Source organism: Pseudoclavibacter soli DSM 23366 (assembly GCF_000423505.1).
GTDB classification, from domain to species: domain Bacteria; phylum Actinomycetota; class Actinomycetes; order Actinomycetales; family Microbacteriaceae; genus Pseudoclavibacter_A; species Pseudoclavibacter_A soli.
This window is the reverse complement of record NZ_AUIC01000004.1, coordinates 120,832-144,130: the sequence shown is the minus strand read 5'-3', so window position 1 is coordinate 144,130 and position 23,299 is coordinate 120,832. Positions and strand designations below refer to the sequence as shown.

Below are 23,299 nucleotides of genomic sequence, written 5' to 3'. Positions count from 1 at the left end.
TGCCGACGATCGTGAGGAGTTCGGGTGTCACAGCCTGAGGTTGACGTGCTCATAGACGAGCTTTATGCTCGCGCACCCGAAAATCGCATTGAGCCTCGGCTCGACGCCACGGCCAGGGTGCTCGATCTGCTGGGCGACCCGCAGCGCTCCTACGGGGTGATTCATATCACCGGAACCAACGGCAAGTCGTCGACGGCGCGCATCGCTGCATCTATTCTGCAAGCCGCCGGATTGCGCGTGGGCATCTTCACCAGCCCGCATTTGGTGCGCTTCAACGAGCGCATCGTGATCGACGGGCAGCCGATCAGCGATGAGCGTCTCATCGAGACCTGGCGCGATATCGCTCCGTATGTCGAGATGGTCGACGCGCAGCTGAGCGACGAAGGACGGGCTCCGCTGACCTTCTTCGAAGCACTGACGGTGCTGGCCTTTGCCGCATTCGCCGATGCCCCGGTCGATGTGATCACGCTCGAGGTGGGTGTGGGCGGCGAGTGGGATTCCACGAACGTCGCCGATGGCGATGTCGCGGTGTTCGCCCCGATCGACCTCGACCACACGAAGGTGCTCGGTGACACTGTCGCCGAGATCGCGCATACCAAGGCCGGCATCATCAAGCCGGGCGCCTTTGCCGTTACTGCGCGACAGCCGGTGGATGCCCTGGCTCAGCTGCGTGAGAAGGCCGACTTCTTGGGCGTGCGGCTTGCCATCGCAGGCACCGACTTCGAGGTGACTGACGACCGCCCGGCCGTCGGCGGGCAGGTCGTGACCGTTCGCGGTCTGGCTGGCACCTACCCCGACCTTGCGCTGCCGCTGTACGGCGACCATCAGGCCGAGAACCTGGCTTTGGCCGTTGCTGCAGTCGAGGCATTTTTAGGTGGGGGCGAGACACCGTTGTCGCAGGTGGTCGTCGAAGCCGGTGTCGCCAGGGCCTCATCGCCAGGTCGCCTGCAGATCGTTGACACCAATCCGACGGTCATCATCGATGCCGCGCACAACCCGCATGGTGCCCGTGCGCTGGCCCGCGGACTGACCGAGAACTTCGACTTCGATCGCACGATCGGCGTGATCGGGGTGCTGAGCGACAAAGATGCCGAGGGGCTGCTGACCGAGCTCGAGGGTGCCCTCGACGAGGTGATCATCACGGCATCGCACTCGCCGCGTGCTCGAGATGCCGACGAGCTCGCTGCCCTGGCGGTCGAGGTCTTCGGCGCCGAAAACGTGCAAGTGGTCGACGACGTGGCCGAGGCGCTTGAAGAGGCCCGGTACATCGCCCGACAGGGCGAGCACTCCGGCATTGTGGCCACCGGGTCGATCACGGTCATTGGCGAGGTCGCTGCGCTGACCGGGCTCGACACCACCGCTGGCAGCGATGCCTTCGAAGACGACACCGACGAGGGGCTTGAGGGTGATGACAGCCGTGAGTCGGGCGACGAGTCATCGCTGTTCGACCCCCTCGGCGACCTCGACGACTTTGAGGAGGACGAGTGAGCGGCGCATCCACCTGGCCCAAAACCTCGGGCGACCGGCTGCGCAGTAAGCTCGCCGGCATCATGCTGGGCTTCGAAGTGTTCGTGGTGATCTTCATCACGCTGTTCGCGTTCGGCATGCAGCTGATCGCCTCGCCTGCCGTGTGGTGGCTGGGTGCAGCGGTGCTGGTGCTGGTGATTGCAGCGCTTGCCCTGACCCGTCGCAGCCGCGCCGGGCTGATGCTGGGATGGCTCGTGCAGGTGGTGCTGTTGGCAGCGGGGCTGCTCAACTTCGGTATTCTGATTGTCGCCCTGGTCTTCGTGGCCATGTGGATTTACGTCTTCGTCGCCGGCGCTCGTGCTGATCAGGCCGAGCGTGACGGCGCGCAATGAGAGGAAAGAACTTATGACCGAACAGACTCTGGTGCTGGTCAAGCCCGATGCCGTTGAACGCGGCCTCACTGGCGAGGTGATTCGGCGCATCGAGGCCAAGGGCTATGTGCTGACCAACATTCGCCTGGTCACGCCTGACCGCGCGATTCTCGAGCGCCACTACGCCGAGCACGCTGGCAAGCCGTTCTACGAGCCGCTGGTCGAGTTCATGCTCTCGGGCCCCATTGTCGCGGCGGCCTTTGCCGGTGACGCAGTGATCGCCGGTGTGCGCTCACTGCTCGGCGCGAGCGACCCAACCGTGGCGGCACCCGGCACCATTCGCGGCGATCTCGGTCGCGACTGGGGCGTTGCCGTGCAGCGCAACCTCGTGCATGCGTCTGACTCGACCGAGTCGGCCGAGCGCGAACTCGACATCTGGTTCGGCGCGTAGCCGACCGACGCCGAGTGGCTGCGGCTCACAGCAGCAGCTGCAGCCACTCCAGGCGAACCTGAGCCAGCACGGCGACCAGCAGGTAGTTGAGTGCGGTGATCACCCAGGCCCAGTCATAGAGGTGTTGGCCGAAGCCGCGCAGTGCCTGGCCGTAGTGGCCTTCGCGCAGGTTCCAGGCTGTGGTGTACCAGAACGACGGAATGGTCACGGCCCACACCACCATGCACCACGGGCACAGCGTGCCCAGCGAGAAGATGCTCTCGGAGTACAGCCACGTGATGAATACGTAGCCGCCGAGCATGCCGAGATTGAACAGCCGCCAGTACCACGCGGAGAAGCGGGCACCGGCGAACACGCTCATGCCGACGGCGATCGGAAACCCGAAGGCAATCAGGCCGATGATGGTGTTCGAGAAGCCGAAGAGGCTGCCCTGCCACGAGCCCATGTTGGGCCCGCAGGTGACCAAGACGTTGACGGCGCAATTGGGCACATACGTCGGGTCTTTGAGGGTTTTCATGTACTCGGTGGCGAGTTCGAATGCGGCGAACAGGCCGATCGCGCCACACACGATGAGCAGTGTGGCAAGAGGCTTCGAAATTGCGCTTCCGCGCTGGTCTGAAGACATGGGCTCATTATCGCACGTCGGGCCGGCACTGCTGCTCAGAGCTGATTCATGAGATACTGGAGGGCAGTTGCGTGAGTCGCCCTCACGCACGCGCAGAGTTTTCGGCCACCGCCCAGCTGCACCGCAGCGGGCGAGGCCACTAGGCACGAAGCACGTGCCTCGCGAGAATTTGGCGCCCCGGATCTCCCGGGCGCACAGCGTGAGAGCCGGCCTTGGGCGACAGGGCAGTGGCAGATACAGGAGTGCACCAGCGATGGTGGATGAGAATTCAGAGAACGAGAAGACTGGCCTCTTCTCATTGTTCGGCGGCAAACGGTCGCGTCGTGGCCGCAGCGCACACGTGGCTCGCCACGGGGCAGCCGAGTCGGCCGAGTCTGCAGCGAGCCAGTCGGGCGACACGCCCGAGCCTCCTGCGGCAGCGACAGCCCAGGCTCAGCCAGCCCAGGCTCAGCCAGCCCAGGCTCTGGCTGAGGCAGAGGTGGCAACGCCCGACGACGCGCAGCCCGTTGTCGCACAGGCACCGGCGCCCCAGCCGAGCGCCCCCGAGGTCGCCGACGCACCCGAGACCCCTCAAGGTGAGGCGCATGCCGCAGACGCCGTTGAGCACGAGGTTGCTGAGGCTGTGCCGACCGCAGACGAGCCGGCTGAGCCAGCGAATGGCGCAGTCGACTCCCAGCCCGAGTCAGCTGCCCAGCCTGCTCAGGTTGAGGCCCCAGCCGAAGTCGCCGCGACAGATCCGCTGGCCAACATCACCCCGTTCTCGCCGTTCAGTGCGATCGAGCAGAACGTCGAGCACGCGCCTGCTGTGCCGAGTGTGGTCGAGCAGAGCGTGGCCCTGACCTTCCAAGCTCCTGTGCTGCCCGAGCCGTCGCCTGAGTCGTACGACGACAGCGAGCAGCCCGAGGCCGACGAGTCTGGCTCATCGCGTCGCCGCACCAGGCATCGTGAGGGCTCGCGATCGCGCACCACCGACGCCCAGCGCGCCGGCGATGCTGCTGGGAAAGCTCCGGTCATTGACGCACCTATGAAGGTCAAGGGCTCTACGCGACTCGAGGCCAAAAAGCAGCGTCGCAATGCCAGTCGAGATGCCGGGCGTCATCGTCAGAGTGTCACCGAGGTCGAGTTTCAGGCGCGCCGCGAGGCAGTCGATCGGCAGATGATCGTGCGCTCCACCGACGACCGTATTCAGATCGGCGTGCTCGAAGACGACATTCTCGTCGAGCACTACGCTGCGCATTCGCGCGACCTCTCGCTGATCGGCAATGTCTACCTCGGCAAGGTGCAGAATGTGCTGCCGAGCATGGAGGCGGCCTTCGTTGACATCGGTCGCGGCCGCAACGCCGTGCTGTATTCAGGAGAGGTCGACTGGGAGGCTGCCGAGGTCACCGACGCCAAGCAGCGGCGCATCGAGCTCGCGCTCAAGCCCGGCGACATCGTGCTGGTGCAGGTCACCAAAGACCCGGTCGGCCATAAGGGTGCTCGACTCACCTCGCAGATCTCCTTGCCCGGTCGTTACCTGGTCTATGTGCCTGGCGGCGGCATGAACGGCATCAGCCGCAAGCTGCCCGACAGCGAGCGGGCACGGCTCAAGAAGATCCTCAAAGAGACGCTGCCCGAGAACGTGGGCGTCATTGTGCGCACTGCCGCCGAAGGTGCGACCAAAGAGCAGCTGGAGCACGACATCAGCCGCCTGCAGATGCAGTGGGAAGAGATCGTGCGTCTGCGCGAGACCGCTAAGGCACCGGCGCTGCTGCACTCAGAGCCCAACTTGCTGATCAAGGTGATCCGCGACGTCTTCAACGAAGACATCACCAAGCTGGTGGTCAGCGGTGAAGACGCTGAGCAGACCATCGACAAATACCTGCACACAGTGGCGCCCGACCTGGTCGACCGTGTCGAGCACTATGCCCCGGCCGAGCACAACGGCAAAGACATCTTCGAGCAGTACCGGGTCAACGAGCAGCTGGCGAAGGCCAGTGAGCGCAAGGTGTTCCTGCCCTCTGGTGGCTCGCTGGTCATCGATCGCACCGAGGCCATGACGGTGATTGACGTCAACACCGGCAAGTTCGTCGGCTCTGGCGGCAACCTTGAAGAGACGGTCACCAAGAACAACCTCGAGGCCGCCGAAGAGATTGTGCGCCAGCTGCGGCTGCGTGACCTTGGCGGCATCGTCGTGGTCGACTTCATCGACATGGTGCTTGAGTCGAACCGCGATCTGGTGCTGCGTCGACTCATCGAGTGCTTGGGGCGCGACCGCACCAAGCACCAGGTGGCCGAGGTCACCTCGCTTGGTTTGGTGCAGATGACGCGTAAGAAGATCGGTATCGGTCTGGCTGAGACTTTCACTCAGCTTGCCGATGGCGGGCACGCGGCTCAAGAGCAGAAACCGCAGAGCCACAGCAAAAAGTCGCGACAGAAGAAGGCTCAGCAGCAGCCGAAGGCGCAGCAGCCCAAGCTGAACGACGAGGTGAAGTCAGCAGTGGCCGCGGTTGCGGCGAGCACGATCGCGGCGGCTTCGTCGAACACTGGTGCCGCTGCCGGTGCAGCCGCGGTGCACGCAGCCGAGGGCGAGCCGGCCAAGCCGGCCACCGCATCCATCGTGCCCGAAGCCGTGACCGTGCAGCCCGAGCCGCAGCCTGCAGCACAGCCAGTGGCTGACTCGCAGGTGCTCACACTGCCGGAAGCCAAGCCGGCAGCCAAGAGTGAGGGCGCATCGAGCCCAGACACTGATCGCCTGCTGGCCAACGTGCTGGCGAGTCTGCCCGACGGCAATGCGCCGGGCAGCCGCCGTCGGTCACGTCGGGCGTCGCTGCCAGCCGGGGGAGCAGTCGATGCCGCGTCGCACGACGAAGGCAAAAATTGACCGCGACACGCGTCGTGGGCTGTTTGACCTGAGTTGGTGTGATCAAGTAAAGTAGAGTGTTGGCTCGTGCCGGTCATGCCGTCACAGAGCACAAGGCTTCACGCTTCAAGACTAGAGTTCCAAGAAGAGGGATGACACGTGGTATATGCAATCGTGCGCGCCGGCGGGCGTCAAGAGAAGGTCGAGGTCGGCACCATCGTGACCGTCGACCGTGTCAAGGCCGATGCCCAGGGCAACGTCGAGCTCCCCGCTCTGCTGCTGGTCGACGGCGACAAGGTGACCTCCAAGGCTGCCGATCTGGCCAAGATCAAGGTCACTGCTGAGGTGGTCGAAGACCTGCGCGGCCCCAAGATCAACATCCAGCACTTCAAGAACAAGACCGGCTACCGTCGTCGTCTGGGCCACCGTTCCGAGCTCACACGCCTCAAAGTCACCGGCATCAAGTAAGCATCGAAAGGCGCTCTCATGGCACATAAGAAGGGTGCGAGCTCTACTCGCAACGGTCGCGATTCAAACGCTCAGCGTCTCGGCGTCAAGCGCTTCGGTGGGCAGGAGGTGAACGCCGGCGAGATCATCGTGCGTCAGCGTGGCACCCACTTCCACCCCGGCGCCAACGTGGGTCGCGGCAAAGACGACACCCTGTTCGCACTGTCTGCGGGCTCGGTCGAGTTCAACAGCAAGGGCCGCCGTCGCGTGGTCAACATTCTCACGGGTGCCGACGCCGAGTAATCGTCGTCGAGCACACCCCTGACTGAGGCGGGTCCGCATGCGGGCTCGCCTCTTTCTGTCTACGGCGGCACGCTACGCTGAAGTGTGCCCCGCGGCGGCGCCAATGCGCCGCAGAAGGAGTCTGACATGGCACTGAGCTTCGTCGATGATGTCACCCTGCACGTTGCTGCCGGTGACGGTGGTGACGGCTGTGTGTCGATCCGCCGCGAGAAATTCAAACCACTGGCCGGCCCAGACGGCGGTAAGGGCGGTGACGGTGGCGACGTGGTGCTCTACGCCGATGCCGGCACCACGACGCTGCTGGCGTACCACCGTCGCCCACACCAGCGGGCTACCGCCGGTGGCTTCGGTATGGGTGACTATCGCAACGGCTACGATGGCGAAGACCTCGTGCTGCCTGTTCCGGTGGGCACGGTTGTGCGCACCGCTGATGGCGAGGTGATTGCAGACCTCAGCGAAGCCGGCATGCGAGTAACCATCGCTGAAGGCGGCCAGGGCGGGTTGGGCAACAATGCGCTGGCCTCGACAAAGCGCAAAGCTCCAGGCTTCGCGCTGCTGGGCACACCCGGCTGGTCCGGTGACATTCGTCTTGAGCTCAAAACCGTGGCCGACGTTGCCTTGGTCGGATATCCCTCGGCCGGCAAGTCGAGCCTGATCGCTGCGCTCAGCGCTGCGCGGCCGAAGATCGCCGACTATCCGTTCACCACGCTCGCGCCGAACTTAGGCGTGGTCGAGTCTGGTGATGTGCGCTTCACCATTGCCGACGTACCAGGACTCATCGAGGGTGCGAGCCAGGGCAAGGGTCTGGGGCTCGACTTTCTGCGCCACGTCGAGCGCTGCGAGGCACTGGTTCACGTGCTCGACTGCGCCACGCTCGAGCCAGGCCGCGACCCCATCTCTGACCTCGATGTGATTCTCAAAGAGCTCGCCGACTACCCCGTGGGCCCTGACCAGATTCCGCTCGATCAGCGGCCGCAGCTCGTGGCGCTCAACAAGGTTGACGTGCCCGAGGCGCAAGAACTCGCCGAATTCGTCACCGACGAGTTGCGCGGGCGCGGGCTGCGGGTGTTCCCCGTGTCGGCGGTGAGCCATGCCGGTCTGCGCGAGCTGACCTTCGCCATGGCCGATCTGGTGCAGCGTGGGCGCGATGCCAAGGCAGCGGCTGCCGAGCAGACGCCCGAACGCATTGTGCTGCGGCCCAAAGCGGTCGACCAGCCCGACTTCACCATCACGCGCGAGAAGACCTTCGAGGGTGAGATCTTCCGCGTGCGCGGCGCTAAGCCTGAGCGCTGGGTGGCTCAGACCATGTTCGACAACGAAGAGGCCGTCGGATTCCTCGCCGATCGCCTCAACAAGCTCGGTGTCGAAGACGAGCTGTTCCGTGCTGGGGCTCGCGAGGGCTCGACCGTGGTCATCGGGCCCGATGAAAACGCCATGGTGTTCGACTGGGAGCCGACGATCACTTCGGCTGCCGAGATTGCTGCTCCGCGTGGCACCGATCCGCGTCTGGCCGATCAGCACCGGCCGACTCGTGCCGAGAAGCGCGCCGAGTACTATGAGCGCATGGATGCGAAGGCACGAGCCCGAGACGAGCTGGCGGCTGAGCGAGAGGCTGGCTTGTGGAGCTCTCCTGAAGACTTCCTCGCCGAAGATGCCTCCTCTGCGTCAGAGAGTGCAGAGCGGGTTGACGAGGAGCGTGGTGAATGAGCCTCACTACGCGCTCAGAGATTCCCGCGGCACGCCGCATCGTTGTCAAGATCGGCTCGTCGTCGATTACCGGCGACCGTGAGCATCAGCTCGGGCATCTCGTCTCGGCACTGGCCAGCGCGCACGAGCGTGGCACCGAAGTGGTGCTCGTCTCGTCGGGTGCAATTGCCACGGGGCTGCCGCTGCTGAATCTTGACGGTCGGCCAGACGATTTAGCCACCTCCCAGGCTGCGGCAGCGGTGGGGCAGGGGCGCCTCATGTATCGCTACGAGTCGGCTCTTGACGCCTTTGGCATCGTCACCGCACAGGTGCTGCTGACGGCAAACGACTTCGAAGAGCGCGGCCATCGTCGACATGCTCAAGAGGCGATCGATCGACTGCTCGACCTGCGTGTGCTGCCGATCGTCAACGAGAACGACACGGTGGCCACACACGAAATCAAATTCGGCGACAACGACCGACTGGCCGCACTTGTCGCGGTGCTGGTTCGCGCTGACGCATTGGTGCTGCTGAGCGATGTCGATGCGCTCTATGATCGCCCGCCAGAGCGTGCGGGTGCCCAGCCGATTCGCGAAGTGGCCTTCGACGACGACCTCGCTGGTGTCGAGGTGGCGCCGGTCGCGGTCAACGGTGTCGGCACCGGGGGAGCGGTCACCAAGCTGGCGTCGGCGCGACTGGCCGCCGAGGCCGGTATTCCGGTGCTGCTCACCTCGGCCGAGCAGGTGGGCCTGGCACTTCGCGGCGCCGATGTGGGCACGTGGTTTCATGCGGCCGAGGCGGCCCCTGACGAGCTCACGACAACTGGGGCACTGCAAACCATCGAGGTATTCACACACGAGTCGTAGGCTTCACGGCATCGACACTGACGTGTCACAAGGCGTTCACAGACTTCACTCAGTAATGTCGAGAGTGCATGAGAGGTGGAGACATGAGCAACCCAACACAGTCAGCGAAGAACGCAGACAAGACCGTCAAGGCATCCGACGTCACCGTGCTGGTGGTCGACGACGAGCCGAACCTGCTCGAGCTGGTCGCTTCGGCGGTGCGCTACGAGGGATTCAACGTGATCACCTCGCTCAATGGGCGTGGTGCGATCGCCGCAGCCCGCCAGAACCGGCCCGATGTCGTGATTCTCGACGTGATGCTGCCTGATCTCTCGGGCTTCGAGGTGCTGCGCAAACTGCACGAAATTGATGAGGCGATCCCAGTGATCTTCCTGACCGCGCGCGACGCGGTCGAAGATCGCATCGCGGGCATCACTGTGGGCGCCGACGACTACGTCACCAAGCCGTTCAACATCGAAGAGCTGATGGCACGCGTGCGCGGGCTGCTGCGGCGGTCTCGGCAGTGGAGCGAAGAAGAGCACGACCCGAGCATCACCGTTGGCGATCTCACGCTCAACGAAGAGAGCTACGAGGTCAGCCGCGGCGGCGATGAGATCAAGCTCACGGCCACCGAGTTCGAGCTGCTGCGCTTTCTCATGCGCAACGCCAAGAAGGTCATGTCGAAGGCACAGATTCTCGATCATGTCTGGCACTACGACTTCGGCGGCGAGGTTAACGTCGTCGAACTCTATATCTCGTATCTGCGCAAGAAAATCGACGCTGGGCGCGAGCCGATGATTCACACCGTGCGCGGTGTGGGCTACGTGCTGAAGCCCGCGACCGCAGCCTGACGTGACCCGCGCATCCACCCCCGACCCGCAACCGGCCGGTGCCGACAGCGCACCGACTGCCCGTCGGGTGCACCGACGACTGCCGCTGCGCAAAGCGCTGCCGCTGCTCATGGCCGCACTGTTGCTGTCGAGCGTGACGATCATCGCTGCGGTCACCACCTCTGCACTGAGCAATTCGCTCTACGGGCAGCTCAACTCCGAGGTGCGCTTGGCCGCAGAACGGTCATTGTCGACCTCTGTGGCTACCGGCGACTCACAGATCGACCCGAGTGATCCGTTGCCGCCGGGGCTGACCCAGCGCACCCAGCGCGCTCGCACCATCAGCGTTGACGTGCGCAACGGTGTGCTGCGCGCCGGCTACATCGACGACAGCGGCACCCCGACCTATCATCAGCTGACCCAGGCACAGGTCTCGGCGCTGCTGGCCGTGCCCGTTGATGACAGTCGCATCTACGAAGTCGAAGTGCCGGGTCTTGGCACCTACCGGGCTATCGCACAGACCGACTCAACCGGGGCCCGCATCGTCACCGCGGTGTCGCAGGCCACGGTCTCGCAGACTATCGCGTCATATATCTTCGTTGAGTTCTTGGTTATGGGCATCGCTGTGGTCAGTGCGATCGGCATTGGCTGGGTGCTGCTGCGTCGAGCTCTTCGCCCTCTCGAAGTGGTGGCCGCCACCGCTCAGGCGGTCAGTGCCACGGAACTGTCGTCGACAGGGGTGCAGCTCTCGGCGCGCATTCCCGAGGAATACGTCGACGGCACCTCTGAAGTTGGCCGTGTGGCTGGCAGCTTCAACCAGATGCTCACGCACATCGACGAAGCCTTTCAGATTCGCAACCGCTCTGAGCGCAAGCTGCGACGTTTCGTGGCCGATGCGAGCCATGAGCTGCGCACGCCGCTGGCCTCAATCCGTGGCTATACCGAGCTTGTGCTGCGCGATCGCGAACACCTGCCCGAGCATGCCACCGAGCAGCTGGGGCGCGTCAAGAGCGAGTCTGAGCGCATGTCGGGGTTGGTCGAAGATCTGTTGCTGTTGGCCAGGCTCGACTCCGAGCCGGTGATCGAACGGCGCGAGACCGACTTGCGCGGTCTGCTTATCGACGCCATTGCGGATGCTCATGCCGCCGGCCCCGATCACCACTGGCAACTCGATCTTGATGCGGCCACGCCCCTCGAGCTGATGGGGGACGAGAATAGCCTGCGTCAGATTCTGGTGAATCTGCTGGCGAATGCACGCGTACACACGCCCAAGGGCACCAATATCGTGCTCGGCGCGCACCGCGTCGACGATCAGGCGGTTATCACGGTGCGCGACGATGGGCCGGGTGTGCCGCCAGAACTGCTCGAGCACATCTTCGACCGCTTCACCAAGGGCGACGGATCACGCACCCCCGGGGCGGGGTCTACCGGGCTCGGGCTCTCGATCGTGCAGGCGCTGGTGCATGCCCACGATGGCAGCATCCGCGTCGACTCGGTGCCGGGGGAGGGCACCACATTCACCGTGCAGCTGCCGCTGCTGCCGCAACAGGAGTCGAGCGACGAAGGCAACCCAGACACGGCGCCGGTGTCGAGCATCCAGCCGAAGCCTTGAACCGCAAAGTCAATCACGCTGGCGCACCGAGCGCCGCGTAGACTTGACGCATGTCACTCGAACTTGCCCAGCAGCAGCTGACCCCGCGGTTGCAAGCTGCCAAAGCATCCGCGCGCACCCTGGCCACGCTGACCAGCGATCGCAAAGATCAGGCCTTGGCCGCGATCGCCGACCGGCTGGTCAGCGAGCAGGCGCGCATTCTGGCGGCCAACGCGATCGATCTCGAGAATACGGTGACCAACCAGGTGCCGGTAGCTCTGCACGACCGTCTGCGTCTGACCGAGGAGCGTATCGCGCAGCTGGCTGCGGCCGTGCGCGAGATCATCGGTCTGACCGACCCAGTGGGCACTGTGGTGCGCGGTCACCGGCTGCCGTCGGGGGTGCAGATCACACAGGTGCGAGTACCCTTTGGCGTGCTCGGCGTGATCTACGAGGCCAGGCCCAACGTCACTGTCGATATCGCGGCACTTGCGCTCAAGAGCGGCAACGCCGTCGCCCTGCGCGGCGGCAGTGCGGCTCAGGCCACCAACGAGGTGCTGGTGGGCATTATTCGTGAGGCGCTTGAGGCTGTTGACCTGCCGCAAGATTCGGTGGTGAGCGTCGACGACTTCGGCCGCGAGGGCGCCGATGTGCTGATGCATGCGCGGGGCTTGGTCGATGTGCTGATTCCGCGTGGTGGTCGCGCACTCATTCAGCGAGTGGTGACGACCTCGACCGTGCCGGTCATCGAGACCGGTGACGGCAATGTGCATGTCTACATCGACGAGACTGCCGACCTGCAGAAGGCCGTTGACATCGTGATCAACGCCAAGACGCAGCGGGTAAGCGTGTGCAACGCCGCAGAGACGGTGCTTGTGCATGCCAAAGCAGCCGAACGTGTGCTGCCGGCAGTGCTGGCGGCGCTTCAGGCCAAGCACGTCACGGTGCATGGTGACGAGCGGGCTCAGGCGTTGGGCGATGACGTGGTGCCGGCCACTGATGCCGACTGGCAAACCGAGTATCTGGCCCTTGAACTGGCGGTGCGCGTAGTCGACTCGCTCGACGAGGCGCTGGCACATATTGCTCAGTACTCGACGCACCACACCGAGTCGATCATCACCGAAGACTATGCGTCGGCCGAGCGTTTTCTGGCCGAGGTCGACTCTGCCGTGGTGATGGTCAACACCTCGACGCGGTTCACCGACGGCGGGCAATTCGGTTTCGGTGCGGAGGTCGGCATCTCGACCCAGAAACTGCATGCCCGGGGCCCCATGGGGCTGCCAGAGCTGACTTCGACCAAGTGGCTGGTGCGCGGCACCGGGCAGGTGCGTGCCTGATCGCCTCGGTGCACCGACCACATGGTCATATCAAGTAGTATGAGCAGAGACGTTTTAAATCGAGGGAGCTATGTCAGCTATCAACACGATCCTTCTGGCCGCCGAGTCACACCATGAGAGCACCCTGCCTATTCCGGCATGGGGCTTTGCGCTGATCGCTGCGGGCTTCTTCCTGCTGCTCGGCTTCATCGTCTTCAGCTTCCGCGATGTCTACAACCGTCATCACGACGAGGTCATCCCCGCCAACCCCGCTCTCGAGTCGATCGAGCACGGTGGCAAGGGCGAGCACTAGTCTTCGCTGAGCCTATAGATGGCCGAGCAGCGCCGACCCCGCCTCGGGGTGATGGGCGGCACCTTCGACCCCATCCACAACGGCCACTTGGTGGCAGCCAGTGAGGTGGCCAACGCATTCGACCTCGATGAGGTTGTCTTCGTGCCCACCGGCCAACCGTGGATGAAAGCCGACCGTGATGTGACTGACGCTGATCAGCGTTACCTGATGACGGTCATCGCCACAGCCTCGAACCCGAGCTTCACGGTGAGTCGCGCAGATATTGATCGGCCTGGCCCCACCTACACGATCGACACACTGCGAGATCTGCATGCCGCTCGACCCGATGCAGAGCTGTTCTTCATCTCGGGAGCAGACGCGATCGAACAGATTCTGACCTGGAAAGACGCCGAACAGCTGTGGCCGCTGGCGCACTTTGTGGCTGTGAGCCGACCCGGGCATCCATTGTCGCTTTCGAGTCTGCCGCACGAAGACGTAAGCTTGTTGGAGATTCCTGCGCTGGCCATCTCATCGACAGACTGTCGGCGACGTGCAGCGGCAGGGCAACCGGTGTGGTACCTGGTGCCAGACGGGGTTGTGCAGTACATCAATAAATATGGTCTCTACCAGGATGACGAGGAATAAGTGGCAGAAGAACATCAGCTGACCCGGCGCGAGCTGCGTGAGCGTGAGCGTCAACTCGCCGCTGAGCGTGAGGCCCAGTCTCAGGCCGCCCAACAGCCTGCCAAGGCTGCGCAGCCCGATGCTCCAGTGCAGCATTCCAGCCATCATCACGCAGCCGAGTCAACCGAGCCTGCCCAGCAAGATGCTGCACCTCAGCAGCCGGTCACCGAGGCTCCGGCGCGGCGTTCGCGCGCGCATGCACACGCAGCCGCTACCGCTGAGCAGAAGGCCGAGCCGGTCACCGAGAAGCCCGTCACTGAGAAGGCTGCGCCCCAGCCGTTGCTGCGCCGCAGCCGCGAGCGTCTTCCTGCCGCTGACGCACCGGTGCCGCCACGCCCGGCAGCTGCCCAGCAGGGCGCGTCTGTTCTGCCGTTGCTCGCCGAAGAGCCACGGGCCAGCAGGCCTGAGCCTGCCAAGGCTGCTCCTGCCGAAGAGTCGGCAAAGCCTGCCGACAAGGCTCGCTCTGCTGCTCCGGCCCAGCCTGCTGCCAAACCTGAGCCCAAACCTGAGGTGACCTCTGCTGAAAAGGCAGCTGCGGTGCTGCCCAAGCGCTCACCTGTCGCCGAACGTGTTGTCGCACAGAATCAGCACGATGGCGATGGCGCTCCCAAGGGTGCCTCGTTCATTCGCACCGAGCCTGTCGAGAAGCCTGAAACCAAGGCTTCCGCATCCGACCGTGCAGACAAAGACGATGCCGATGCCGTGCAGCTGAGCGGTGGGGTGTCAACCGGGCCGGCCACGGCAAGCGTGCTGGTGCTGCCGAGCACTCCTGAGCAGAACTTCACGCTGCCGCTCGACTCGACCGGCGACGTGGTGCTCACCACCGGGTCGATCACACTGCCGCAGCTGACCACCGACACCGGCATTATCCCTGCGGTGTTCGAACGTGACGCCGGCGACCCATTGGCCGACAGCTCAGATCGACTGCCCATCACCGACGAGAACCGACCGATCTCTGCGGTCGACACCGTGCGGCGCTACGAGAGCGACGTGATTCTGCCTTCGTCACCCGAGCATTCGCGGCTCAACGCCGCGGCCGTCTGGCTGCTTGTGGGTGCCGGCGTGCTGATCGTCGCCGCGACCGCCTTCGTACTCCTGAGGATCTTCGGATAATGACTGCAACCGACCAGGCGATCGAGATCGCCCGTGCCGCGGCTGAGGCCGCCATCAAACTCAATGCTCACGATATCGTGGCGCTCGACGTCTCTGAGCTGAACCCGTTCACCGACGTCTTTCTGATTCTCACCGGGTCGAGCCAGCGCAATGTCGCAGCGATCGCCGATGCCGTGCAAGACACCCTTGTCGAGCAAGGTGTCAAGCAGCGCGGGCGAGAGGGTCGCGATGTCGGGGAGTGGGTGCTGCAGAACTTCGGCGACGTGGTCGTGCATACCTTCCAGCAGGAGGCTCGCGAGTTCTATGCCCTGGAGCGCATATGGAATACGGCGCCGGTGCTTGATCTTGGTATCACCGAAGCCGAGCCTGAACCGGTTCGCGCAGGTGCTGAAGATCTGCTACCATAGTCGAGTTGGCTGAAACACCTTAGGGTGTTTCCAAGCCCCGAAAGGGGCCTGTGGCGCAGCTGGTAGCGCACCTGCATGGCATGCAGGGGGTCACGGGTTCGAGTCCCGTCAGGTCCACACGAGAAGGTTGAGACATCAGCTCGTTATCAAAAACCCGTCAGATTCGTCTGGCGGGTTTTGTGTTTCATCGCCACTTGGCTTTCGGCTGATGCAACATGTGTGAGTCATCGGAGGCATGGCCACACCGATATTGCGTACCAGGCCAGGCCGCGCACTAGGTGTGATGTCCAGGGACGTTGTTTCCTGTTGTGAAGTGGAGCTGTTGATACATTGCTTCACCATGCAAGAGGCCACTCATGTCCCACGCAAATGCAGCTCTGACGCCCCGTGCACGTTTACGTCTGGCGCGTCTGATCGTCGATGGAGGCTACCCCGTCCGTGTTGCGGCGAGGCTGTTCATGGTCTCGCCGCCAACCGCCCGCAAATGGGCTGCCAGATATCGTGCTGAGGGCAGCAGCGGCTCAACGAGCCGGATTCCACTTGGCTCAGCGCAGTTCACACATGAGCACAGGTCTATTGCTGCCGTCTCTTGGTATGCCGTGTGGGCGCAGCCGTGAGCGGGTCTTCGGGCCAAGGATGCTTCGGGTAGCGTCCGCGCAGCTCGGAGCGCACCTGCTGGTAGCCGTCGGCCCAGAACGAGGCGAGGTCGGCAGTGATCGCGACAGGTCGCTGTGCGGGCGAGAGCAGCTGCAGCTGCACCGGCACGCGGCCGTCGACGATGCGTGGGGTCTCGAGCCAGCCAAAGCACTCCTGCAGTTTGACTGCCAGCACAGGGGGAGCATCCGGCGCATTGAGCGGGGGATAGGCCAGCCGATGATGTTCGCCCGAAGGCACTCCGAGCCGCTCTGGAGCGAGCTCCTCGAGCCGAGCAGCATCAGGCCAGGGCAGCAGGCGCCGCAGTGCAGTGACGAGATCGAGGTCGCGGGCCGGGCGCCCAGCAGCCAGGGCATCGATTTCGGGAGCAAGCCACTCATCCAGCCGCTGGGCCAGATGCGCGTCATCAACATCGGGCCACGGGTCGCCGAGCACATGCCGCAGCAGTGCGAGACGTCGCCGCAGCTCATCGGCGGCGGGCGACCAGTGCAGGATGCCGAGCGGGGCATCCTGCGTACCCTCACCGTGAGTGCCCGGGCCGGTCGCATCAGCAGAGAGGGGGCCGAGCAACAGGCGACGAACGTGCTCGCGTGCATCACTCTGCGCGAGTCGGGCGCTGGTGCGACTGAGTTCGAGGCCGCCGAGGGCACGCACTCTTTCGGCCTTCAGACGGTCGTCGCGCCAAGTGGCCTCGATGCTCTCGCTCAGCAAGTGGGCGCCGGCAGTTTCGGCAATGTCGCGACTGATCGGCGCGGCTGATCGGATCAGCGCGCCGGTGCCCTGGTTCGCGCCCACTCGAGAGACGTCGGCGATGGCCAGCCATGCCGCACCATGCAGTGCAGAGTCGCGAGGCAGTGTGGCCGCAGTTCCAGAGGCCAGCACATACTCATGTGATGTGCCCGCGCGCAGCCGGGCCAAACGTTCAGGAAAAGCGAGCCCGACGACGAGCCCGAGGGCCTGCTCGTCGCCCACTGAGGTTGCGGTGCGATCTTGCCGGTGATCGCTGGATGAGAGCAATCGAGCGAGGCGATCGGCATCGCGTCGCCATCTCGATGTCGCTGGCGAGCTGCCGTTGCGCAATTGCCGCACCAACGCCGCGAAGTCAGCCCCAGGAGCACGCGCGTCGCTGTCGAGTGCAGCCACCAGCTCGGCGGCCCGCGCAGCACCGACGAGGGGTGCGCCGTCGAGCAACGCACGTGCCTGCCGGGGCGAAGTCGGAATGGCCGCCAGTCGACGGCCTCGCTCGGTGATGCGCAGCCGGGGGCCGTGGCCATCGGCGTGCTCGCGCTCGGTCAGGGCGCCCAGTGCGATCAGCGACTGCTGGGCTGCGTCGAGGGCCTGAACGGGCGGGCGATCGGGAAGTGCCAGATCGAGGCCCTCTGGGTCACCCCAGGCCGCCAGGGTGAGTGCCGTCGACGTGAGGTCTGCGGTGGTGATCGCCGGGCGAGAGTGCGCCGGCGCCAGCGCCAACGACTGCTCGTCACCGCAGTGCACCGCGACACCAGGCCCCAGGCGCGCGGCTCGACCGGCCCGCTGAGCCACCGAAGCCTGCGAGGCTGGCACGGTGACCAGACCAGAGAAGCCGCGCCGGGCATCCATACGCGGCTCGCGCGCCAGCCCGGCGTCGACCACCGTGCGCACATCGGGCACGGTCAGCGACGACTCGGCGATGGAGGTCGCGACGATGACACGCCGCTCGCCGTTGGGCGGGGCAGTGAGCACGGCATCTTGCTCACGGCCAGTCATCGACCCGTGCAGTGGCAACGTCAGGATGCCCTGCTCGCGCACCAGCGTGACGATGCGGTCGACCTCGCGCTGACCTGGCACGAACACGAGCACTGACCCGTCGGGGTGGGTGCGAAACGCCTGGGCTGCGGTGCGGGCGACATGGGTCAGAAATGCTGGGGTGATGCCACGGTCGTCGATTCTGGCCACACCCGCTGGCGGCGGCGCCCAGAGATGGCGCAGCGGATGTGGCTGCATTGCGACGCTGAGCACCGTGCTGGATGAGCCGAGCAGTGCGGCCCATCGGTCGGCATCGAGCGTGGCAGACATGGCCACGACGGCGAGATCGCCGCGCAGATCGGCAATCTGTGCAGCCATTGCGAATGCCAGATCACCGTCGAGGTCTCGCTCGTGCACCTCGTCGAGCACGACGGCACCAACGCCGGTGAGCGCGGGGTCGGCAAGCAGTCTGCGCAGCAGCAGGCCGTTGGTGACGAATTCGACGCGGGTGCGCTCGCTCACCTTGCGGTCGCCGCGCACGCTGTAGCCTGCGAGGTCGCCGATGGATGTGCGGCTCAGCTGAGCCAGCCTGGCTGCGGCGGCGCGGGCCGCAAGGCGTCGTGGCTCGGCAACGATCACCCGTGGCTGCTCGGTCGCTGACAGCACATTCGCGATGACTGGCGGCACAACCGTGGTTTTGCCCGAGCCCGGCGGAGCTTCGATCACGATTCGCGGTGAGGCTGTGGCGAAGGCACGTTCGAGGCCGGGGCGAAGCTCGCCTGCCGGCAGATGCTCACTGATTTTGACCAAGTCGAACGGCGCCGGTGTCGCTGCGCCATCTGCCGCGCTCACTATGGAGCCACCCTGGTCAAAGTGGCGAGAGTCTCGACGAACAGGGGCATGCCTCTATTGTGAACGATCAGCCTGAGCTTTTCAGGCGAATGCCCAAAGGCCGAGCCGCTAGATGTACTTCCCCTGGAGGTTGTGAACGCGGGTTGAGGGGGTTTGGCCGCCGATTCCGGTGTGGGGTCTGTGGTGATTGTAGTGGTGCAGCCAGGTCTGGTAGGCGGCGGTGCGTTCGGGCTCGCTGGTGTAGGGCTTCGCGTAGACCCATTCGGTGGCGAGGGTGTGGTTGAAGCGTTCGATTTTCCCGCTGGTCTGCGGCCGGTAGGGTTTGGTCTATTTGTGCTTCACGCCCTCGCCGAGTGCGTCCGCGAAGGTGTGTGAGCGGTAGCAGGAGCCGCCACCCGCCACCGTCGGGGCGGCGGCCCCACCGGCGGGTGAACCGTTCCGCTGCCCGCCGCAACGACCAACGCTGATCCACGATCAGAACAGCAAGACGGCGACGCCCCTCGGGCATCAAAGGTGCGTTAAAGTGAGTCATGGAAGGCCTCCGCGCTCAAGATGCGAGTGTGGTAACCCACATCAGGTCGGTGAGGCCTCAGCTCGCGCAGTGCCGCACCTCGGCATCAAGGGGCGCGCTGGTGCGCTGCTGCAGCCGTTCCACGAGGGCGGTCAACCACGCCTGCACATTGCGTGTCGCCTGCGGTGTGCCGGGGTAGCGGCAGCGCAGGTGCACACCCGAGGCGCTCACCACGAACCAGATCATCACCCCATCGACGCTCATCGACGCCGACACATACTGCATCTCGAGTCCGGCATCGAGGGAGACTGGCAGCCGTCGGGTGTCGAGCCACGAGATCGCGAACATGCCGGGGGTGTGCGGCATGCCTCCTCTCGGTGCGAACACGGGACCCACCGGATGCTGCCCGAGCTGCAGTGCTCGCTTCACATCGGCAGCGCAGCTGCGAGCGTCGGATGCGGTGCACTCGATCACGGAATTCGTCACGAACCAGCCCACCGCGTCGTGCCACTGCGGTTCGTATCGGCTGTGTACGGGGAACACCGCGCGCAGTGGGTGCCCTGCCATCTCGAGGGTCACCGCCGTCATCTCGGCGAGCACCATGTGCAGCAGGCGCACGCCCTGGGCGTCGGCCTGCGCGGCGAGCGTGGCGAGCTGCGCGGTATCGAGCACGTCTCGTACCTCGACCACCTCGGGCACCAGATGTGAGACATCGCCCAGATCGAGCGGAAACGCGGGCAGCCTGCCGTCTTCGACCGCCAGAATCTCGTTCCACCGCTCAAGGATCTCAGGCGGTGTGCTGCCGCGGGAGTCGAGCGCCGCGGTGTGCTCGGCGAAGTCGGGGGCCTGATCGCTGGCGGCCTGCGCCACGAGTGGCTCCGGGGCGGCGCCCTGATCGAGGGCGGCCAGTGCGTTGAGCAGGTCGCGCGCCATGATCAGCACCGACCACATGTCGACATGCGAGTGATCAGAGGCGATCACCAGCACTGGGCGCCGGTCGTGCGCATCGGCATCGGGTTCAATGAGCACCAGGCGGTGCGATGGGGCGTCGAACGGTCGGCAGTGCCGGTCGAGCACAGCGCGCACGGCGTCGCGAGTTGGCTGACCGGGCTGCACCGGCTGCGTGTGCCAGTGCCCCGATTGCATCAGGTGCTCGCTCAGCTGCAGCCGGCCGCTCTCATCGCGTGAGAACACCGTGCGCAGCGTGCCATGGCGGGCCAGCACGACCATCCAGGCCTGACCCAGCAGGCGCTCGTCAACCGGGGTGGGCAGACGAAGCGTCAAGGCCATCCAAGAGCCGCCGCGATCACCCTCGCCCACATGGCGACGCTGGTCGAACGACATCGGCAGGCCGTGTTTCACCACGTCGCCCGCGGTCACGGCGAAATGGCGTACGCAACCCGCAGGCAGCGTGACTCGGGTGATGTTGGTCAAGCGCACGAGGCGACCCTACCGGCAGAAGGTTGCGCAGCGGTGACCGAGGGGTGGACGGCAACATGATGGATACATTTCGCGCGCCTGCTGCCCTGTGCTGTGCGGTCGGATGTCGGTAGACTTGCACGAATATCTCCCGTCACGTGCCGTGGCCTGGTTGAGACGGCACCGTCGGGGCGGCTAACTGAGGCCGGCGTGCTGAGAGTCACGTCGGCCTACGAACGGAGTGCGGGTGTCAGGGTTTGAACATGACGGCGTGACGATCGACTACCACATCGAGGGCGATGAGGGGCCGCTTGTCGTGCAGCTGCATGGGCTGACGTCGAGTCGGGAACGCGACGCCGCACTTGGCCTCGACCATGGGCGGGCGCTGCGCAACCATCGCATCTTGCGGTATGACGCTCGCGGGCATGGCCACTCCACGGGAACCCTCGATGCTTCGACGTATCGTTGGGCGCACCTTGCCCAAGACCTGCTGGCGCTGCTCGATCACGTTGCACCGGGCGAACGCGTGCATGGGGTGGGGCAGTCGATGGGATGCGGCACTCTGCTGCATGCGGCCGTTCACGACCCCGGGCGTTTCGCGAGCCTGACGTTGGTGAGCCCACCGACGGCGTGGCAGACGCGGCGTGCGCAGGCCGGCAACTATCTGGCGCAGGCCGATTTAGTCGAGCGTGAGGGCATCGAGGCGTTTGTCGCCGAGGGCAAGCAGGTGGCGAATCCGCCGGCTCTGGCAGACGTGCCAGACACCCGCCCGACGGTCGCTGAGGCGTTGCTGCCGACCGTGCTGCGCGGGGCGGCGCAGGCCGACCTGCCGGCGCCCGAGCAGCTGTCGAAGATCACGGTGCCCACGCTGATTCTGGCTTGGATCGCCGACCCGGCGCACCCGATGTCGACGGCGACGTCATTGCATCATCTGATCGAGGGCAGCCGGCTCGTGGTGGCGCAGACCCCGTATGGCATCATGGCGTGGCCGGGGCTGTTCGCCGAACATGTGGCCACGCATGAGGATGCCGGGGTCGAGCGTACGGACGCTGCGGAGGTTTCGGATGCACCTGCTGCGCCAGAAGTGGCGGGCAGTCTCGTCTCGAGGTAGCACCAGGCAGCGAAGATATCGAGCTGTAGGGCCAAGCCGAAGCGCCAGAAAAGTATCTGATCAGAAAAGATATGTTATTGGCATAATTGAGCGTGAGAGATCACATTTGATATATTTGGATCATGACGTCGACTGCTGAAATTCTGACCTCTCTTGGTGAGCAGGTGCGCCAGGTGCGCATCGCCGAGGGGCTCAGCCAGGTTGAACTCGCGGATCGGGCCAATCTCGGCATCGCCACAGTGCGCCGCCTGGAGGCAGGTGCAGACACCTCGGTCAGCACACTGATCGCCGTGGGGCGAGTGCTGGGGCGACATGACTGGTTCGAGACGTTCGACCCAGTGGGTGCGGGGCCGACCCCGATGCAACTGCTGCGCGCGCGTGAAGGTCTGCCACCGCGTCCTCGCCGTGTCTCTCGAAACCGGCAGTCATGAGTTACACTCCAGTAGACGTCGTGCAGGTGTTCGCGTGGGGCAGGCGTGTGGGAGTGCTCGCAGCGGGCCGCCGCCGAGGCGCGTACGACTTCGAATACGACCCCGCCTGGGTGCGCACAGGTGTCGAGCTCGCTCCGGTGCTGATGCCCAGGCGCCTACGCCCATTCTCGTTCGCCGATCTTCCTCGAGAGACCTACTCGGGTCTGCCGCCGATGATCGCCGACAGCCTCCCCGACGCCTTCGGCAACAGCCTGATCGACGCCTGGATGGCCGAGCAGGGCATCCCCCACGATCGTGTCACCGCACTGGACCGTCTGGCCTATTTGGGCAATCGAGGCATGGGCGCACTCGAATACGTGCCTGATGTGCAGCCGGCTGCACAAAGGCCCAGCGCACTCGACATGAACGATGTGGTGCTCGCCGCTCGAGCAGCGGTGCATGGGACGCTGACGACCGAGCGCGCAGCCCAACACGCCCTGCAACAGATCATCGACGTGGGCACGAGCGCTGGAGGAGCAAGAGCCAAGGCCATCATCAACCTCAACACCGTCACTGGCGAGATCACCTCCGGGCACATCGCGCCCGGGCCTGACGCCGAACCTTGGCTGCTCAAGTTCGACGGCGTGGGCATCGACGAGCAACTGGGCGAGACGAGCGAGTACGGGCGCATCGAACAGGCCTATGCGCAGATGGCACGGGCAGCCGGCGTTGAGATGGCGCCGACCAGACTGCTCGAAGAGCACGGTCGAGCGCACTTCATGACCCGTCGCTTCGATCGCGAGGGAACTCGTCGACTGCATCTGCAATCGTTGACCGGGCTCGCCGCCGTCGATTTCAGAGCATCCGGCGCAAACAGCTACGCGCAGGTGTTCACGACCATCGATGAACTCGGCCTGCCTGCAGATCAGCTGAGGCATACTCGAACCGAGATCTGGCGTCGCATGGCGTTCAACGTCGCGGCCTCGAACAATGACGACCATGCGAAGAACATCGGATTTCTTGCCGACGAGCAAGGAAACTGGCGCCTGTCTCCGGCGTATGACCTCACCTTCGCCTACAATCCCCGAGGCCAGTGGACCAATCAGCATCAGCTGGCGGTCAACGGTCGATTCCGTGACATCACGCGTGACGATTTGCTCGAAGTCGCCGACCAGTTCGAAGTGCAGCACGTCAAGCAGACGCGAGAATCCATCGCCACAGCGCTTGACTCATGGAGTGAGTTCGCCACGGCGGCAGGCGTCTCACCGGCCACGCGCGACCGCATCGGCGGCATGCTGCACCCCGAGGTGCTCTGACCCGCGGCTCAGCCCTGTTCGTCGCCGGTGC

21 protein-coding genes, 1 tRNA gene and 2 pseudogenes are annotated in these 23,299 nt (G+C 64.9%); 20 read left to right on the top strand and 4 right to left on the bottom strand.

All coding sequences use genetic code 11. The features are described from left to right. Positions 1-24: 24 nt before the first annotated feature. From G557_RS11485 to ndk, 3 genes are read left to right on the top strand one after another with little or no spacing between them, the layout of a single operon-like run. Complete coding sequence (locus tag G557_RS11485) at positions 25-1,488, top strand: bifunctional folylpolyglutamate synthase/dihydrofolate synthase (protein WP_084626974.1); 1,464 nt, start codon at positions 25-27, stop codon at positions 1,486-1,488. Next, on the top strand, positions 1,485-1,859 hold the full coding sequence (locus tag G557_RS11480) for a DUF4233 domain-containing protein (RefSeq protein ID WP_051224437.1): 375 nt from the start codon (positions 1,485-1,487) through the stop codon (positions 1,857-1,859). The genes G557_RS11485 and G557_RS11480 overlap by 4 nt, the downstream gene beginning before the upstream one ends. Before the next feature lie 13 nt (positions 1,860-1,872). Beyond that, complete coding sequence (gene ndk / locus G557_RS0103585) at positions 1,873-2,289, top strand: nucleoside-diphosphate kinase (RefSeq protein ID WP_028244978.1); 417 nt, start codon at positions 1,873-1,875, stop codon at positions 2,287-2,289. Between the two features lie 25 nt (positions 2,290-2,314). Here the strand turns inward: ndk and G557_RS0103580 are convergent, their stop codons facing one another. Next, positions 2,315-2,914 (bottom strand): vitamin K epoxide reductase family protein, encoded by a 600-nt coding sequence (locus tag G557_RS0103580; protein ID WP_028244977.1) that lies wholly within the window; start codon positions 2,912-2,914, stop codon positions 2,315-2,317. Positions 2,915-3,167: 253 nt separating this feature from the next. Here G557_RS0103580 and G557_RS11470 point away from each other — a divergent pair, with 253 nt between their 5' ends. From G557_RS11470 to G557_RS13665, 14 genes and pseudogenes are all read left to right on the top strand, one after another. Further along, a complete protein-coding gene (locus tag G557_RS11470) occupies positions 3,168-5,777 on the top strand; it encodes an Rne/Rng family ribonuclease (RefSeq protein WP_084626973.1) in 2,610 nt (869 codons plus the stop codon). Positions 5,778-5,915: 138 nt separating this feature from the next. After that, positions 5,916-6,224 carry a 50S ribosomal protein L21 gene (rplU, locus tag G557_RS0103570; RefSeq protein ID WP_028244976.1) on the top strand — a complete coding sequence of 103 codons (309 nt, stop codon included), beginning with the start codon at positions 5,916-5,918 and terminating at the stop codon, positions 6,222-6,224. An 18-nt stretch (positions 6,225-6,242) separates the two neighbouring features. Then, the gene (gene rpmA / locus G557_RS0103565) at positions 6,243-6,506 is read left to right on the top strand and encodes a 50S ribosomal protein L27 (protein WP_028244975.1); all 264 of its coding nucleotides are present in this window, start codon (positions 6,243-6,245) and stop codon (positions 6,504-6,506) included. Between the two features lie 126 nt (positions 6,507-6,632). Next, on the top strand, positions 6,633-8,213 hold the full coding sequence (gene obgE, locus G557_RS0103560; protein WP_028244974.1) for a GTPase ObgE: 1,581 nt from the start codon (positions 6,633-6,635) through the stop codon (positions 8,211-8,213). Continuing rightward, a complete protein-coding gene (gene proB / locus G557_RS0103555) occupies positions 8,210-9,058 on the top strand; it encodes a glutamate 5-kinase (protein WP_028244973.1) in 849 nt (282 codons plus the stop codon). The genes obgE and proB overlap by 4 nt, the downstream gene beginning before the upstream one ends. 83 nt (positions 9,059-9,141) lie before the next feature. After that, positions 9,142-9,888 (top strand): response regulator transcription factor, encoded by a 747-nt coding sequence (locus G557_RS0103550; protein ID WP_028244972.1) that lies wholly within the window; start codon positions 9,142-9,144, stop codon positions 9,886-9,888. Position 9,889: 1 nt separating this feature from the next. After that, on the top strand, positions 9,890-11,479 hold the full coding sequence (locus G557_RS0103545) for a sensor histidine kinase (protein ID WP_028244971.1): 1,590 nt from the start codon (positions 9,890-9,892) through the stop codon (positions 11,477-11,479). A gap of 50 nt (positions 11,480-11,529) precedes the next feature. Beyond that, positions 11,530-12,795 carry a glutamate-5-semialdehyde dehydrogenase gene (locus G557_RS0103540; RefSeq protein WP_051224436.1) on the top strand — a complete coding sequence of 422 codons (1,266 nt, stop codon included), beginning with the start codon at positions 11,530-11,532 and terminating at the stop codon, positions 12,793-12,795. 70 nt (positions 12,796-12,865) lie between these two features. Next, the gene (locus tag G557_RS11465) at positions 12,866-13,087 is read left to right on the top strand and encodes a hypothetical protein (RefSeq protein WP_036961051.1); all 222 of its coding nucleotides are present in this window, start codon (positions 12,866-12,868) and stop codon (positions 13,085-13,087) included. Positions 13,088-13,105: 18 nt separating this feature from the next. Continuing rightward, positions 13,106-13,711, top strand: a complete 606-nt coding sequence (nadD, locus tag G557_RS0103530) for a nicotinate-nucleotide adenylyltransferase (RefSeq protein WP_028244969.1) — start codon at positions 13,106-13,108, stop codon at positions 13,709-13,711. Continuing rightward, complete coding sequence (locus tag G557_RS0103525; RefSeq protein ID WP_028244968.1) at positions 13,712-14,863, top strand: hypothetical protein; 1,152 nt, start codon at positions 13,712-13,714, stop codon at positions 14,861-14,863. Further along, the gene (gene rsfS, locus G557_RS0103520) at positions 14,863-15,270 is read left to right on the top strand and encodes a ribosome silencing factor (protein WP_028244967.1); all 408 of its coding nucleotides are present in this window, start codon (positions 14,863-14,865) and stop codon (positions 15,268-15,270) included. The genes G557_RS0103525 and rsfS overlap by 1 nt, the downstream gene beginning before the upstream one ends. A 44-nt stretch (positions 15,271-15,314) precedes the next feature. Next, a tRNA-Ala gene (locus G557_RS0103515) sits at positions 15,315-15,387 on the top strand. A 239-nt stretch (positions 15,388-15,626) separates the two neighbouring features. Further along, positions 15,627-15,803: pseudogene (locus G557_RS13665) on the top strand (helix-turn-helix domain-containing protein); the annotation flags it as partial. Between the two features lie 40 nt (positions 15,804-15,843). On the opposite strand, the gene hrpB reads toward G557_RS13665, so the two are convergent. The 3 genes and pseudogenes from hrpB to G557_RS11460 form a co-directional block, all read right to left on the bottom strand. Then, a complete protein-coding gene (gene hrpB / locus G557_RS0103510) occupies positions 15,844-18,501 on the bottom strand; it encodes an ATP-dependent helicase HrpB (protein WP_028244966.1) in 2,658 nt (885 codons plus the stop codon). A 108-nt stretch (positions 18,502-18,609) separates the two neighbouring features. Further along, positions 18,610-18,891: pseudogene (locus G557_RS13660) on the bottom strand (integrase core domain-containing protein); the annotation flags it as partial. Positions 18,892-19,090: 199 nt separating this feature from the next. Continuing rightward, a complete protein-coding gene (locus G557_RS11460; protein WP_156877063.1) occupies positions 19,091-20,446 on the bottom strand; it encodes a condensation domain-containing protein in 1,356 nt (451 codons plus the stop codon). Positions 20,447-20,678: 232 nt separating this feature from the next. On the opposite strand from G557_RS11460, the gene G557_RS11455 reads away from it, so the two are divergent. The 3 genes from G557_RS11455 (at position 20,679) to G557_RS0103490 (ending at position 23,268) form a co-directional block, all read left to right on the top strand. Further along, complete coding sequence (locus tag G557_RS11455) at positions 20,679-21,542, top strand: alpha/beta fold hydrolase (protein ID WP_084626971.1); 864 nt, start codon at positions 20,679-20,681, stop codon at positions 21,540-21,542. A 122-nt stretch (positions 21,543-21,664) separates the two neighbouring features. After that, on the top strand, positions 21,665-21,973 hold the full coding sequence (locus G557_RS13255; protein ID WP_051224427.1) for a helix-turn-helix domain-containing protein: 309 nt from the start codon (positions 21,665-21,667) through the stop codon (positions 21,971-21,973). Continuing rightward, complete coding sequence (locus G557_RS0103490; protein WP_028244965.1) at positions 21,970-23,268, top strand: type II toxin-antitoxin system HipA family toxin; 1,299 nt, start codon at positions 21,970-21,972, stop codon at positions 23,266-23,268. The genes G557_RS13255 and G557_RS0103490 overlap by 4 nt, the downstream gene beginning before the upstream one ends. Positions 23,269-23,299 lie beyond the last annotated feature (31 nt).

Bases quoted from the DNA above. Each gene is read 5' to 3' on its own strand.
- rpmA (WP_028244975.1), top strand. From the start codon at position 6,243: ATGGCACATAAGAAGGGTGCGAGCTCTACTCGCAACGGTCGCGATTCA.
- G557_RS0103540 (WP_051224436.1), top strand. From the start codon at position 11,530: ATGTCACTCGAACTTGCCCAGCAGCAGCTGACCCCGCGGTTGCAAGCT.
- G557_RS0103490 (WP_028244965.1), top strand. From the start codon at position 21,970: ATGAGTTACACTCCAGTAGACGTCGTGCAGGTGTTCGCGTGGGGCAGG.
- G557_RS0103550 (WP_028244972.1), top strand. From the start codon at position 9,142: ATGAGCAACCCAACACAGTCAGCGAAGAACGCAGACAAGACCGTCAAG.
- ndk (WP_028244978.1), top strand. From the start codon at position 1,873: ATGACCGAACAGACTCTGGTGCTGGTCAAGCCCGATGCCGTTGAACGC.
- proB (WP_028244973.1), top strand. From the start codon at position 8,210: ATGAGCCTCACTACGCGCTCAGAGATTCCCGCGGCACGCCGCATCGTT.
- G557_RS11465 (WP_036961051.1), top strand. From the start codon at position 12,866: ATGTCAGCTATCAACACGATCCTTCTGGCCGCCGAGTCACACCATGAG.
- rsfS (WP_028244967.1), top strand. From the start codon at position 14,863: ATGACTGCAACCGACCAGGCGATCGAGATCGCCCGTGCCGCGGCTGAG.
- G557_RS13255 (WP_051224427.1), top strand. From the start codon at position 21,665: ATGACGTCGACTGCTGAAATTCTGACCTCTCTTGGTGAGCAGGTGCGC.
- G557_RS0103580 (WP_028244977.1), bottom strand. From the start codon at position 2,914: ATGTCTTCAGACCAGCGCGGAAGCGCAATTTCGAAGCCTCTTGCCACA.
- nadD (WP_028244969.1), top strand. From the start codon at position 13,106: ATGGCCGAGCAGCGCCGACCCCGCCTCGGGGTGATGGGCGGCACCTTC.
- obgE (WP_028244974.1), top strand. From the start codon at position 6,633: ATGGCACTGAGCTTCGTCGATGATGTCACCCTGCACGTTGCTGCCGGT.
- G557_RS11470 (WP_084626973.1), top strand. From the start codon at position 3,168: ATGGTGGATGAGAATTCAGAGAACGAGAAGACTGGCCTCTTCTCATTG.